Below are 13865 nucleotides of genomic sequence, written 5' to 3' on the forward strand. Positions count from 1 at the left end.
ACCCTTGTCAAGTCCTTGGAGGGAGCGGGGGCTCTCTCCGACGGCCGACAACGGGTCAGGTCCTTCATTGTCTCATACCTTCTCCGACCGGCATTACGCGCGGAGAATACACCAGACAGAACCGGCAGAGCCCGGCCGATATTCCTGGATCTGCCGAGAAAGTCGCTCAGCCCAGTCCCGGGCCCCCGCGCCTGTCCTCGTCGCCGCTGGGCCTGCTCGCCAGGAACCGTTCCAGTTCGGCCGCCAGCTCGTCAGCGCTCGGCAGGTCGCCGGTGTGGATGATGGGCGTGGCGTGCGTCGAGCCGGCCATGTAGGAGTCGTAGCGCTCCTCCAGGCCCTCGAGCATCCGCGTCAGCTCATCGCTGCCCGAGACCTGCTCCTCGACCTTCTCCAGATACTCGCGGTTCTCCTCGCGAACCCCGTCTCCGTCGAAGACCAGCCCCGTGGCCACCGTGATGCTGTCCATGCCGGCCAGCGCGGCGGCGGGATACTCGGTGTCGCCGAGGTAGTGCGGGATGAGCAGCACGAACCCGGCGACCTTCGCGCCGGCCTCGGCGAACCGGTACTCCAGGAGGTGCCCCACCGTGGCGGGGACGCGCGTGTGCGGGCGCCAGATCGAGTGCGCCTCCACCAGGTCTCCGCGGGTGCCGCTGACGGTCGTGCCGATCGGGCGGGTGTGTGGCACGGGCATCGGGATCGCGTGGACCCACGTCACCGACGACACCTGCAGCGCGGCGCTCAATTCGATGACCGCTTCGGCGAACGCGTCCCAGGCGAAGTCCGGTTCGTATCCGGCAAGCAGCACGAACGGCTGACCGAGCGCGTCGTGGGCGAGCGAGAGCTCCAGCCGGGGCGGGCGATACCCGCTCAGGTGATCCTCTTCGAAGGAGACGACAGGGCGGCGGGCCCGGTAATCCAGCAGCACGTCGTTGGAGAACACGAAGACGGGGGCAGGTTCGAGATCGTCGCGGAAGTACTCGATGAGCCGCGACACGGCCGAGCCGGCGTCGGTGAAACCGGTCAGCGCGATGACCAGCGGAAGCCCGGACGGCACCGGCGGGGCCGAGGCGGCGCGTTCGTACAACGGCGCGGGATAGGGCATACGTCAACTCTACGAGCGTGCGCAGCACGAGGCACATCGCGCCATCCCGCTCACAGCGAACACGCGAACCTAGGATGGGACGCATGCCGTTCCCCTCCGTGGCGCACAGCAGCGCCCCCCTCCATGAGATTCCCGCAGACGCCGTCCTCCTCGTGCTGCCGGCTGTTCAGGACGACACGCAGATCGCCGAGTGGCCCGGACTGACCGACGCGATGGCCGCCGTCGGCTTCACCGGCGCGGCGGGATCGTTCCAGCGGGTGTCCCTGCCCGGACAGACGACACCGCTCGCGGTGGTGGGCGCCGGATCCGCACCGACCGCGGCGGCCCTGCGTTCGGCAGCGGGCCACGGCATCCGTCAGCTGACCGGATTCGCGCGCGTCGCCGTGGGCGCGCCGGCGACGCCGGATGCGTCGTGGCGGGCGCTGGCCGAAGGCGCGGCTCTGGGCGGATATCGATTCGCCGGCTACAAGTCAGAGACGCCGCCCGCACGCGCGGCGGAGGTCACCGTGGTCACTGCGGCCGCGCCCGATCCGGCCGACGTGGCCGCGGTCGCTGCCATCGCCGACGCCGTCGCCCTGGTGAAAGACCTCGTCACCACCCCGGCCGAATGGCTCGGCCCGGCAGATCTGGCCGCCCGAGCGAGTGAATCGGTCGCCGAGTTGCCGGTGAAGGTCACCGTGTTCGACGAGGAGGCGCTCCGCGACGGCGGGTACGGCGGCATCCTCGCGGTCGGCCAGGGATCGGACCGTCCCCCGCGACTGGTACGGCTGGAGTACTCCCCCGCCGAGGCGGAGCGCTCGGTGGCGCTGGTGGGCAAGGGCATCACGTTCGACACCGGCGGCCTGTCGCTCAAGCCTGCGGCGTCGATGGTCGGGATGAAGTACGACATGTGCGGGGCGGCCACCGTGCTCGCCGTCGTGCGCGCCGCGGCAGCGCTGCGTCTGCCGGTGCGGGTCACCGCCTGGATGTGCATCGCCGACAACATGCCCTCCGGCCGCGCCACCCGCCCCGGAGACGTCGTGCGCACGTTCGACGGCACGACCGTTGAAGTCTTGAACACCGACGCCGAGGGCCGGGTGGTGCTCGCCGACGGCCTGGCCGCGGCCAGCCGGGAGCATCCGGACCTGCTGATCGATGTGGCGACCCTCACCGGTGCCATCACCGTGGCCCTGGGCAACCGCCACACCGGCGTCATGGGTGAGGATGCCGCCGTGGCCCGTTACCTCGACGCCGCCGCCCGCGTCGACGAGCTCGCGTGGCAGCTCCCGCTGCCCGAGCACATGGTGGACGAGCTGGACTCCCCCATCGCCGATCTGCAGAACGCCAAGATCGGCGACCCCGCCGGCGGATCGCTGTTCGCCGGCCTGTTCCTGCGCCACTTCGTCGGCCGCACGTCCGACGCGGAGGACGCGCCGCGCATCCCGTGGGTGCATCTGGACATCGCCGGCGTCGGCATGAACAAGGGTGCCCCGTACGGATTCACCGACAAGGGCGTGACGGGCGCGACGGTACGCTCCCTCATCGAGCTGCTCTCCGCGGAGGCGGCCTCATGACCGAGCACACCGCCGACCTCGTCGTCCTCGGCGGCGGGAGCGGCGGGTACGCCGCCGCCCTGCGCGCGGCCGAGCTCGGTGCCAAGGTCGTCGTGATCGAGAAGGACAAGGTCGGCGGCACGTGCCTGCATCGGGGCTGCATCCCCACCAAGGCGCTGCTGCACTCCGCCGAAGTGGCCGACACCGCCCGCGATGCCGCCGCCGTCGGCGTGCGGGCGAGCCTGGACGGCATCGACACGTCCGCCCTCCGCAGCTACCGCGAGGGCATCGTCGCCAAGAAGCACCGCGGATTGCAGGGGCTGCTCTCCGCACGCGGGATCACGGTCGTCGCCGGTGAAGGGCGACTCGAGTCGGGACCTGCCATCCGGGTGGGCGGCGACCTGTACCGCGGTACGGATGTCGTGATCGCGACGGGTTCGTACAGCCGGACGCTGCCGGGCCTGGAGATCGGTGGGCGCGTCCTGACCAGCGAGCAGGCGCTCGAGCTGGACGAGATCCCGAGCCGCGTGGCCGTGCTGGGCGGCGGCGTGATCGGCGCGGAATTCGCCAGCATGTGGCGATCCTTCGGCGCGGAAGTGACCATCATCGAGGCGCTGGATCACCTCGTCCCCGCTGAGGACGAAACCGCCGGCAAGAGCCTCGAGCGGGCCTTCCGCAAGCGCGGGATCGACCTGCGGCTGGGCACCCGCTTCGGGTCGGTCGCGCAGAGCGCCGACGCGGTCACCGTGCAGCTGGAAGACGGAACCGCCGTGGAGGCGGACTACCTGCTGGTCGCCGTCGGCCGGGGTCCGGCCACATCCGGCCTCGGGCTGGAAGAAGCCGGCGTGGTGCTCGACCGCGGATTCGTCCGCACCGACGAGCGCCTGCGCACGGACATGCCCCACGTCTGGGCGGTCGGCGACGTCGTGGTGGGCCTGCAACTGGCCCACCGAGGGTTCCAGCAGGGCATGTTCGTGGCCGAGGAGATGGCCGGCCGCTCCCCCGTCCGCATCCCCGAGCACCACATCCCGCGCGTGACCTATTCGCACCCGGAGGTGGCCTCGGTCGGGTGGACCCAGGCTCAGGCCACCGAGCAGCACGGCGCCGACGCGCTGGAGGTGACCGAGTACAACCTCGCCGGCAACGCCCGCAGCGAGATCCTCGGCACCGCCGGTGTGGCGAAGGTGATCCGGCTCAAGGGCGGCCCCGTCGTCGGCGTGCACCTGGTCGGGGATCGCGTGGGCGAACTGATCACCGAAGCACAGCTCGTGGTCGGCTGGGAGGCCCACCCCGAAGACGTCGCGCCCTACGTCCACGCCCACCCCACCCAGAGCGAAGCATTGGGCGAGGCGTTCCTCGCATTGGCGGGTTCTCCGCTGCACACGCTCTGAGGGTGCTCGGCGCGTCACTAAGCTAGACATGAATCCGCTTCCGAAGGAGACAACCTCATGAGCACTTCCGTCGTCCTCCCCGCGCTCGGAGAGAGCGTCACCGAGGGAACGGTCACCCGCTGGCTCAAGAAGGTCGGTGACACGATCCAGGAGGACGAGGGCCTGCTGGAGATCTCCACCGACAAGGTAGACACCGAGATCCCGTCCCCCGTGAGCGGGGTGCTCGAGGAGATCCTCGTCCAGGAGGACGAGACCGTCGAGGTCGGCGCCATCCTGGCGAAGATCGGCGACGGCTCAGGCTCTGCCAGCGATGACGCCCCCGCCGCCGAGGCCCCCGCGCAGCCGGCCGAGACTCCCGCCGCCGAGGCTGCGCCCGCCGCTGCCGAGGCCGCTCCGGCCGAGCAGCCCGCGCCCGCCGCTGCCGAGGCCGCTCCGGCCGAGCAGCCCGCCGAGCAGCCGGCAGCCGAGGGTGGCGAGAGCCGCGACGTGGTACTGCCCGAACTGGGCGAGAGCGTCACCGAGGGCACCGTCACGCGCTGGCTCAAGCAGGTGGGCGACGACGTCGCCGTCGACGAGCCGCTCCTGGAGATCTCCACCGACAAGGTCGACACCGAGATCCCGTCTCCCGTCGCCGGTGTGCTGCAGGAGATCCTGGTCAAGGAGGACGAGACCGTCGCCGTAGGCGCATCGCTCGCCCGCATCGGCAGTGGAGCCGCTCCCGCGGCGGCCGCCGAGTCCGCCCCCGAGGCGCCCTCGACAGAGAAGCCCGTCGAGGCGGATCAGCCTGCCGCCCAGCCCGAGCCCGCAGCCGCCGAGCCGGCGAAGCAGAGCGAGCCGGAGAAGCCCGCCGAAGCCCCCCAGGCCGCTCCGGCGCCCCAGCCTTCCGCGGAGGCGGGAGCATCCACGCCCGCTCCCCAGCCCCCGTCGGCGTCCTCGGAGTCGCTCGCCGCGTCGGCCGACGAGATCACCTACGTCACGCCCCTGGTGCGTCGCCTCGCGCAGCAGCAGGGTGTGGATCTGACGAAGGTCACCGGCACGGGCGTCGGAGGTCGTATCCGCAAGGAAGACGTGCTGAAGGCCGCCGAGGCGGCGGCGAAGGCTCCGGCCGAGCAGGCACCCGCGGCCGCCGCTCCCGCAGCTGAACCGCTCGAGGTCTCTCCCCTGCGCGGCACGACGCAGCCGATGTCGCGCCTGCGAAAGGTCCTCGCCGAGCGCGCGGTGGCGTCGATGCAGGCGACGGCGCAGCTCACCACCGTCGTCGAGGTGGATGTCACCAAGCTCGCCAACTACCGCGACCGGGTGAAGGGGCAGTTCCAGGAGAAGACCGGCGACAAGCTGTCGTTCCTGCCGTTCTTCGTCCTGGCCGCGGCCGAGGCCCTGCAGGCCTACCCCGTGATCAACTCGACGGTGGACGGCGAGAGCATCGTCTACCCGCCGTCGGAGAACATCTCGATCGCCGTCGACACCGAGCGCGGCCTGCTCACCCCCGTCGTGCGTGACGCGGGCGGGAAGAACCTCGCCCAGATCGCGCACGAGATCGCCGACCTCGCCGCTCGCACGCGCAACAACAAGCTCAAGCCCGACGAGCTCGCCGGTGGCACCTTCACGGTCACGAACACGGGATCGCGCGGCGCGCTGTTCGACACCCCGCTGGTGTTCCTCCCCCAGTCGGCGATCCTCGGCACCGGCACCGTCGTCAAGCGCCCCGGCGTGGTCAGCGTCGACGGGAAGGACGCCATCTCGGTGCGTTCCTACGTCTACCTCGCCCTGTCGTACGACCACCGCGTCGTCGACGGCGCGGATGCGGCACGCTTCCTCTCCGCGGTCAAGTCCCGCCTGGAGGCCGGACAGTTCGAGGCGAACCTCGGCATCTGATCAGGCTGGCGGATCCGCGACGTCGAACACGTCGCGGATCCGCCATCCCGCCGGTGTCGCAACGATCGTGACGAGCTGGGAACGCACGTCCGGTGCGTCCACCCGCAGCACTGCGAGGCCGCCGAAGTCATCCAGCAGCGTCACCGTTCGCGCGGGGGCGTCCACGGCCCCGGCCGGCAGCGACTGCGCGGCATCCTCCTGTGCCGCCCCGCGACATGTCGGATCGTCGCATGCGGCGCGTGCGTCCAGCACCCGAAGCAGGGCGGTCGCAGGATCCTCCGCCTGAAGGTCAGTCGCGGGTTCTGAGCCCGGCTTCCCCATCTCCGCCGCCGCACTCTCCGAGGGCGTGGGAGACGGCTCGCGAACCTCCGCACCCACCGCAGGGGATGGTTCCGCTCCATCGGGCCAGCTGAGACCCACCACGAGGACGATGACGGCAAGGCCGGCCGCCAGGAGCGCCGGCCGTGCACGTCCGGAGGCGCGACGCGCCAGCTGCGTCCTGGTGCGGTGCACCAGGTCGGATGCGGCATCGCTGAGCACGGCATCGGAGGAGAACGCGAGGAGACCCCACCACGGACGCCGCGGTGCTTCGTGCTCCGCGGGGAGCGGGTCGGGCGACTGAGCCCTGACACCACCGCGCCTCGCTCCGACGATGTCCGTGGCCAGCGGCTCGGGCTGCGCCCCGCCGAACAGGGCGTCCTCCCACCGCTCGATGTCGCGGACGAGCGCGCGCGGCTCCGTCACGGCGCCGGCCAGCTGCGCGAGCACCTCCGCGAAGCCCTCGTGGGATGCTTCCTTCGCGAGCGTGGCGACGATCTCCGCAGACGCCCGGACGGCGGAGACGTCGCCGGACGCGTAGACCAGCACCGGCATCCCCTCCGCCGTCACCCACCACGACGCCGTCTCATCGTCGAGATCCTCGACGTGCGCGGTCTGCATTCCCCGCAGCACGCTCACGGCGATGGTGAGAGCCTCGCCGTCGGCGAGCGGGACGGAGGACCCGCCGCGACGGGACAACAGACGGTCGAGCCGATCGGCGAGAACCGGAAGCACGACGTCGTGACCGTCCCGTCGCCGGACGATGTCGGCCGGCGCGAGAACGTGTGCGTCTGGAGGCAGCCGCCACGCGGGCCAGTCCCGCAACAGGTCGCGGTCGACGAGGTAGGCCATGCCCCCGCCCGGCGCGCGGGCCAGGACGCCGTCGAACGGTACATCCGGCGGACCGACGGCCCGCATGAGCGGGAAGGCGGTGTACGCGGAGGAGTCAGGCTGCGACGGCACCGGGCCATCCTCGCCGGGCCGCGCCACCGCATCCGCGTTCCCCGCACCGCCGGGGACAACCCCGCGCACCTGCCGGCCTGTGCAGGACAGGACGCGCGCCCACCGTAGCTAGAATCAGATGCATGGCCGCTCGCAGTTCCGCACCCGAGAAGCGCCCCGGCTTCTTCTCGCAGCTCCGCACCCTTTTCCGGTTCACGCGCGAGGCCTACCGCTGGCTTCCCTACGCACTGATCGGCATCCTCCTGGCCGGCGTCGCCCTCGGCGTCGGAGTGGGTTTCCTCATCCCGCCGGTCGCGGTGTGGAGCATCATCCTGTGGGGTGTCACGGGCCTGATGGCCGGTGCCCTGGGCGCCATGATCACCATGACCCGGCTCTCGACCAAGGCCATGTACCGGAAGATCGACGGGATGCCCGGAGCCGCCGGGCACGTCCTGTCCACGGGCCTCGGGCGCAAGTGGAGCGCGTCGGAGATGCCCGTCGGGGTCAACCCGCGCACTCAGGAGGCCGTATACCGCGCCGTCGGCCGAGGCGGAGTCGTCATCATCGGAGAAGGCGCACGCGGGCGCCTCACGCGCCTGGTCAACGACGAGCGATCCAAGGTGCAGCGCGTGGCCTCCGGCGTGCCGGTCCATGTCTTCTACGTCGGCCACGGCCCCGACGAGGTGCAGATCAAGGATCTCGCCTCCACCATCAAGGCGCTGCCGAAGAAGATCGACCGCGCCACCATGGCCGCCGTGATCAAGCGCATCGACTCGATCTCTCAGTCGGTCACATCGCTGCCCATCCCCAAGGGTGTCGACCCGACGAAGGTCCGCGCTCCGCGCCCCCGCTGACCTACCGCAGTCCGCGCCGGCCAGGCGCCGTCAGGCGCGGACGAGGACCGTCCCGGCGGCCTTGTCGTGCAGGCCGCGGTTGTCGGCGTCCCAGATCACAGCGGGGATGACCAGAGCCAGCAGCACCGAGCGCACGATCGGGCGCCACAGTCCGGGCCATCCGCCCGGAACACGCTGCACCCGCATCCCGAACAGCCGGTGACCGGGGCTTCCCCCGATCGTGGGGATGAAGAGGATCTGCACGATCACGAAGATCGTCGTGGTCGCGAGGGCGTCGTACGAGAAGAACGCCATCGAGATCACCACCGCGCAGCCCCAGTCGACGATGATGGCCAGCACCCGGCGACCCAGCGGGGCCAGGCTGCCGCGACCCTGCGCGGGCAGCCCCAGTCGCTCGCCGGGGTAGGAGTCGGCGGGGAGTTCGTCGGGCATGCCTTCAGCCTAATTCGCCACGCGTAACATGCCGGAAACATAGGAGACACTGCCGGGCAACGCCCCCTGGGTAGGTTCAAGGAGCCAGCCTTGGCAGGCCGGCGCGTCCCGATGCCCTACCTCTGGAGTCTTCACATGTTCAAAGATTCATCCGAGGTGCTGAAGTTCATCCAGGACGAGGACGTCAAGTTCCTCGACATCCGTTTCACGGATCTCCCGGGCGTGCAGCAGCACTTCAACATCCCCGCATCCACGGTCGACGAAGACTTCTTCACGGTCGGACAGCTGTTCGACGGCTCCTCGATCCGCGGGTTCGCGAACATCCACGAGTCGGACATGCAGCTGATCCCGGATGTCACGACCGCCTACCTCGACCCGTTCCGCGAGGCCAAGACCCTCATCATGGTCTTCGACATCTATAACCCGCGCAACGGCGAGATCTACTCGAAGGACCCGCGTCAGGTCGCCAAGAAGGCCGAGAAGTACCTCGCCTCCACCGGAATCGCCGACACGGCGTACTTCGCCCCCGAGGCCGAGTTCTACATCTTCGACGACGTCCGCTACGAGGTGAAGCAGAACACGAGCTTCTACTCCGTGGACTCCGAGGAAGGCGCCTGGAACACCGGCCGCGCCGAAGAGGGCGGCAACCTGGCGAACAAGACCCCCTACAAGGGCGGCTACTTCCCTGTCTCCCCCGTCGACAAGCAGGCCGATCTGCGCGATGACATCAGCCTCAAGCTCATCGAGGCGGGCCTGCAGCTCGAGCGTGCGCACCACGAGGTGGGCACGGGCGGCCAGGCCGAGATCAACTACCGCTTCGACACCATGGTGCACGCGGCCGACGACATCCTGAAGTTCAAGTACATCGTCAAGAACACCGCGCTGGAGTGGGGCAAGGTCGCGACCTTCATGCCCAAGCCGCTGTTCGGCGACAACGGCTCGGGCATGCACACGCACCAGTCGCTGTGGAACGACGGCAAGCCGCTGTTCTACGACGAGACCGGGTACGCCGGGCTCTCCGACGTCGCGCGGTGGTACATCGGCGGCATCCTGGCCCACGCGCCGGCGATCCTCGCCTTCACCAACCCGACGCTGAACAGCTACCACCGTCTGGTGAAGGGCTTCGAGGCGCCGGTGAACCTGGTGTACTCGGCGGGCAACCGCTCCGCCGCCATCCGCATCCCGATCACGGGCTCGAACCCCAAGGCCAAGCGCATCGAGTTCCGCGCGCCGGATGCCTCGGGCAACCCGTATCTCGCGTTCGCCGCCCAGCTGATGGCCGGCATCGACGGCATCAACAACCGCATCGAGCCGCACGAGCCGGTGGACAAGGACCTGTACGAGCTGCCCGCGGAAGAGGCGAAGAACATCCCGCAGGTTCCGAACTCGCTGTTGGACTCGCTCGAGGCCCTGCGCGCCGACCACGAGTTCCTGCTCGCGGGTGGCGTCTTCACCGAGGAGCTCATCGAGACCTGGATCGAGTACAAGATCGAGAACGAGATCCAGCCGATCGCCCAGCGTCCGCACCCCTTCGAGTACGAGCTGTACTTCGGCGTCTGACGCCTCCCTGAGGGTCTACACCCCCTCAACTTCCGCGTAATCATGCGGAAGTTGAGGGGGTTTCTCTTTGGCCCGACGTGCGAATCGTGTCCGACACGTCCCTCGCCGCAGCCGTGGACGCGGCCGGCGGCCTCCCCGCGGGTGTCGCCCTCCCCGACGCGACCGCGTGCGGCGGATCGGCACCGGCACCTGGCGCCGATCCGGGGCGAAGGGGCGGTAGAGAAGGGCTGGGGCGGCGACACCTGCGTCCGCTCGCTCGAGTCCAGTAACGGGTCGTTGTTGCCTGGGCGCGCGAGGGTTGCTCTGGCGATGGTTTGCTGAGACAGCAAATTAGTTGCGAGTCTAACCAATATTCACGTGACGCTTGCCACGATGAAGCCGGAACGTCATGGACGAAGTCGCGATCAGCACGGGGGTGTCCCTCTTGACCCTGTCCCCGCCACATGGTGTCCACTAGCTGAGCTAGCTTCTCGCTCGGCATTACGACCTGCGGCACCGCAGAGAATGGAATCCTGTGATTCACGCTCAGTCCCTGACCAAACGCTACGGACCGAAGACCGCCGTCGACGGCATCGACTTCTCGGTCGCTCCGGGACGAGTAACCGGTTTCCTCGGCCCGAACGGGGCGGGCAAGTCGACGACGATGCGCATGATCGTCGGGCTCGATCGCCCCACCTCCGGCACGGTAACGATCAACGGGCGGCCCTACGAAGACCACCGGTCGCCGCTGCACGAGGTGGGAGTGCTCCTCGACGCGCGGGCCGTGCACCCAGGGCGCACCGCCCGCGACCATCTGCTCGCCATGGCGGCGACGCACCGCATCGGAACGAAGCGCGTCGACGAGGTCATCCGCCTCGCCGGTCTCGACTCGGTGGCGCGGAAGCGCGTACGCGGCTTCTCGCTCGGAATGGGACAGCGCCTCGGGCTCGCCACCGCACTGCTCGGCGACCCCGCCACGCTTATCCTCGACGAACCGGTCAACGGGCTCGACCCCGAGGGCGTCATTTGGGTGCGCCGACTCGCCCGCACCCTCGCCACGGAAGGGAGGACGGTCTTGCTCTCGTCGCACCTGATGAGCGAGATGGCGCAGACCGCGGAGCATCTGATCGTGCTCGGGCGCGGAAGGGTGCTCGCTGATGCACCCGTCAGCGAGATCCTCGCGAAGGCGTCGGGGGACTCCGTGCTGGTGCGTGCGAGCGATGCCGACCGTCTCGGCGCGCTGCTCGCCGCGCAGGGCGCCGGCGTCACCAGCGCCGAGACGGACCTTCTCTCGGTTACCCGGGTCGCCGCGGCGCGCATCGCGGAGATCGCGGCCGGAGCGGGCGTCATCGTCTACGAGCTCACGCCCGTGACGAGGTCTCTCGAAGAGGCGTACATGGAACTCACTCGCGATGAGGTCGAGTACACGACCCCCCAGACCCCTTCGGAGGGCACCCGATGAGCGCGACCACCACTCCGGTCTTCGCGGCCACAGGGCAGAACCTCAGCATCGGAGGGATCATCCACTCCGAGTGGATCAAGCTCCGCAGCATCCGATCGACCTGGTGGATTTACGCCGCCATCGTCGCGATCACCGTCGGTGTGGGAGCTCAGATGTCCTCCTCGACGAGTTTCGCCTGGTTCGACGGAGAGGTCGCACAGACAGGCCAGCAGTACGCCGGCGTGAATGTCATCAATCTCAGCACCGATATCAACGTTCTTATCGTGGGCGTGTTGGGCGTGGTGGTGATTGCCGGCGAATACAGCAGCGGGATGATCAAGTCCACCCTCACGGCTGTACCGCGTCGGGTTCCCGCGTTGCTTGCCAAAGCGTTGGTGTTCGCCGTCGTCACCTTCCTTATCGGTGCAATGGCGGTGGCCGTCACGATCCCGATCTCCATCCCGCTGCTCGCCGGGAACGGCATCGACATCCGCCTCGACGACCCGCACTACTGGCGTGCCATGATCGGCAGCGTCGGCTACCTCGTGATGGTCGGGCTCATGGCCTTCGCGATCGGCGCGTTCCTGCGCAACATCGCGAGCGGCATCGCCACGGCGCTCGGACTCGTGTTCGTCGTACCGCTCGGGCTCGGCCTCGTGGCCGGTGGTGCCGCGTCGCAGGTCCGGTTGCACAACCTCGTAGCGCTGCTCCCGTTCAACCTGGGCCGAGCCCTCACCAGCCACCCGGGTTACGCGGAGTTCGTCGCACCGGGCTCACCGCTCAACCGAGCCGAGGGTCTCTGGGTCCTCGAACCGTGGCAGGCGGCTCTCGGCCTCGTGGTCTGGGTCGTCGTGCTGTTCAGCGTGGCGATCGTGACGCTCAAGCGTCGCGATGCGTGAGCGATTGCATGACGAGTCCGAGGATGAGGACCGTTGCTGAATCAGCGCACGTACCCGCTCTGCCGGTCATGCGCCACTGACATCGAGAACGCCCGCCGACTCAGGCCGGCGGGCGTTTTCTGTGCCTGGCTACTGGCGTAGCGACGAGCGTGGGGCGGTGGACGCTTCCCGCTTCTCCTTGTCGTTGCCGTGCCAGATGTAGGCGATGACGCCGAGCACCGCAGCCGGTGCGATGGCGCACAAGCCCATGAACCCCAACCCTGCCGCGAACCCGTCAGCTGCGAACACGGGGCCCGCGGCCGTCCCGATGACCAGGATGGTGACGGTGGCCACGAGCAGCAGCCGGTTGCGGTGCTTGCGGGTCATGTCTTATCCACCTCCGGGGTGAGAGACCGGTCGGCACACTACCTGGGTGTAGTTCGGCCCGGTGGGACCGTCGGTGAAGTACACCCACAGCTCGTCGTTGCTGGGGCAGAAGCCGTTGCCGGCAATGTACTCGTTGGCGATGGAGACAGCCAAGCCGGCTGCAATTCCGACGGCGGGGTTGAGCGCGCCGATGGCGATGACAAGCGCCCCGGTGGTACCGGTCTTGATGGCCCGCTGGTCGGTGTTGTTGAAGGAGATGTACGCGGTGAACCGCTGCAGGTTATCGGACCCAAGGCCGGCCGCCCCCCGCCCTTCAGCGCCGGTGCCGGACACCATGAAGCTCAGTCCGGCCGCCACGTGAACAGCCGGATGGTGCACACCTCCCGGAATCCCACCGACCGGTAGACCGAACGGCCCATGGCCGACGCCGTGAGTACGGCGTGGTGCATACCCGCATCGCGGGCGACGCGCATCGCGGCTCGCGTAATCTCGGCACCGATCCCCTGTCGGCGCGCATCCGGCACCGTCATGACGAAGTACAGCCCGCCCACCCCACCCGCCGTCATCACGGTGGCGGTGCCGACCGGACTGCCCTCCCTTCGGGCGAGCAGATGGCGGAGATCCGGCCGGTCGAGACCGATGCGGAGAAACACCTCACCTACCCACTCGGCTTCGCGCGGGCCTTCGCCGAAGCCGCTGCCCAGGGTCTGGATCCACACACCCAGGTCCCGCGCATCGCGCACGATCTCGACGTCGAGGGGCGCCGTAGGGTGCCGCGGAATCCGGTCCAGCCTCGATGCCATACCCGGCTCTTCACCGTCCGGCTCGAAGCCGACGCGCGCAAGTCGAGCCGGCAGGTCGTCTGGGCGCATGGATGGCCCGACGTGCCAGGAGCCGGGCACCCGGGCTCGGCGGAGCCGTTCCCGGCTCTCGAGGATCGCGGCGTCGACGGAGTCATCGTCCAGTCGTGCCGCCACGACGGCGTTGTGGTAGTCGAGTGGCGAGCCGCCGAGGGTCCACGACACGTCGTCATCACGACGGTGTCCACCGCCCGCATCACCCATGCGCAGCAGCAGTTCCGCGGTGTTTCGCTCGACGGCGCGTGCCAGCGCCGTGTCGTCGGCGTCGGTCGCCAGAGACGCTTCGATCGGATGCATGGACCTCTCCCGCACGC

At 69.3% G+C, this 13865-nt stretch carries 13 protein-coding genes; 7 read left to right on the top strand and 6 right to left on the bottom strand.

Annotation, left to right across the window (positions count from 1 at the left end):
• Positions 1-166: 166 nt before the first annotated feature.
• Entirely contained in the window at positions 167-1102 is a 936-nt protein-coding gene (locus E4K62_RS09050) for a proteasome assembly chaperone family protein (protein ID WP_135066477.1), read from the bottom strand.
• Positions 1103-1185: 83 nt separating this feature from the next.
• Here E4K62_RS09050 and E4K62_RS09055 point away from each other — a divergent pair, with 83 nt between their 5' ends.
• The 3 genes from E4K62_RS09055 to sucB are packed head-to-tail and all read left to right on the top strand — an operon-like array spanning position 1186 to position 5900.
• Positions 1186-2655: a leucyl aminopeptidase gene (locus E4K62_RS09055; protein WP_135066481.1), complete on the top strand. Its 1470-nt coding sequence runs from the start codon at positions 1186-1188 to the stop codon at positions 2653-2655.
• Complete coding sequence (gene lpdA, locus E4K62_RS09060) at positions 2652-4025, top strand: dihydrolipoyl dehydrogenase (RefSeq protein ID WP_135066484.1); 1374 nt, start codon at positions 2652-2654, stop codon at positions 4023-4025. Before E4K62_RS09055 ends, lpdA begins: the two co-directional genes overlap by 4 nt.
• Positions 4026-4082: 57 nt before the next feature.
• Positions 4083-5900, top strand: a complete 1818-nt coding sequence (sucB, locus tag E4K62_RS09065; RefSeq protein ID WP_135066487.1) for a 2-oxoglutarate dehydrogenase, E2 component, dihydrolipoamide succinyltransferase — start codon at positions 4083-4085, stop codon at positions 5898-5900.
• On the opposite strand, the gene E4K62_RS09070 is transcribed toward sucB, so the two are convergent.
• On the bottom strand, positions 5901-7181 hold the full coding sequence (locus E4K62_RS09070; RefSeq protein ID WP_135066490.1) for a hypothetical protein: 1281 nt from the start codon (positions 7179-7181) through the stop codon (positions 5901-5903).
• Positions 7182-7303: 122 nt separating this feature from the next.
• On the opposite strand from E4K62_RS09070, the gene E4K62_RS09075 reads away from it, so the two are divergent.
• The gene (locus tag E4K62_RS09075) at positions 7304-8014 is read left to right on the top strand and encodes a DUF4191 domain-containing protein (RefSeq protein ID WP_135066493.1); all 711 of its coding nucleotides are present in this window, start codon (positions 7304-7306) and stop codon (positions 8012-8014) included.
• Positions 8015-8044: 30 nt separating this feature from the next.
• On the opposite strand, the gene E4K62_RS09080 is transcribed toward E4K62_RS09075, so the two are convergent.
• A complete protein-coding gene (locus E4K62_RS09080) occupies positions 8045-8446 on the bottom strand; it encodes an RDD family protein (RefSeq protein WP_135066496.1) in 402 nt (133 codons plus the stop codon).
• Positions 8447-8581: 135 nt separating this feature from the next.
• Between E4K62_RS09080 and glnA the strand changes: the two genes are divergently transcribed.
• The 3 genes from glnA (at position 8582) to E4K62_RS09095 (ending at position 12325) form a co-directional block, all read left to right on the top strand.
• Entirely contained in the window at positions 8582-10006 is a 1425-nt protein-coding gene (gene glnA / locus E4K62_RS09085) for a type I glutamate--ammonia ligase (RefSeq protein WP_135066499.1), read from the top strand.
• 514 nt (positions 10007-10520) lie between these two features.
• Complete coding sequence (locus E4K62_RS09090) at positions 10521-11447, top strand: ABC transporter ATP-binding protein (protein ID WP_135066502.1); 927 nt, start codon at positions 10521-10523, stop codon at positions 11445-11447.
• The gene (locus tag E4K62_RS09095) at positions 11444-12325 is read left to right on the top strand and encodes an ABC transporter permease subunit (protein WP_135066505.1); all 882 of its coding nucleotides are present in this window, start codon (positions 11444-11446) and stop codon (positions 12323-12325) included. The genes E4K62_RS09090 and E4K62_RS09095 overlap by 4 nt, the downstream gene beginning before the upstream one ends.
• A gap of 129 nt (positions 12326-12454) precedes the next feature.
• Here E4K62_RS09095 and E4K62_RS09100 read toward each other — a convergent pair whose 3' ends face one another.
• Genes E4K62_RS09100 through E4K62_RS09110 form a run of 3 tightly spaced genes read right to left on the bottom strand, consistent with a single transcriptional unit; the run spans position 12455 to position 13848 of the window.
• Positions 12455-12691, bottom strand: coding sequence for a hypothetical protein (locus E4K62_RS09100; RefSeq protein ID WP_135066508.1), 237 nt, complete (start codon positions 12689-12691; stop codon positions 12455-12457).
• A 3-nt stretch (positions 12692-12694) separates the two neighbouring features.
• On the bottom strand, positions 12695-13048 hold the full coding sequence (locus tag E4K62_RS09105; RefSeq protein WP_135066511.1) for a hypothetical protein: 354 nt from the start codon (positions 13046-13048) through the stop codon (positions 12695-12697).
• Positions 13033-13848, bottom strand: coding sequence for a GNAT family N-acetyltransferase (locus E4K62_RS09110; RefSeq protein ID WP_135066514.1), 816 nt, complete (start codon positions 13846-13848; stop codon positions 13033-13035). Before E4K62_RS09110 ends, E4K62_RS09105 begins: the two co-directional genes overlap by 16 nt.
• Positions 13849-13865: the final 17 nt, after the last annotated feature.

It is taken from the genome of Microbacterium wangchenii, assembly GCF_004564355.1.
GTDB classification, from domain to species: domain Bacteria; phylum Actinomycetota; class Actinomycetes; order Actinomycetales; family Microbacteriaceae; genus Microbacterium; species Microbacterium wangchenii.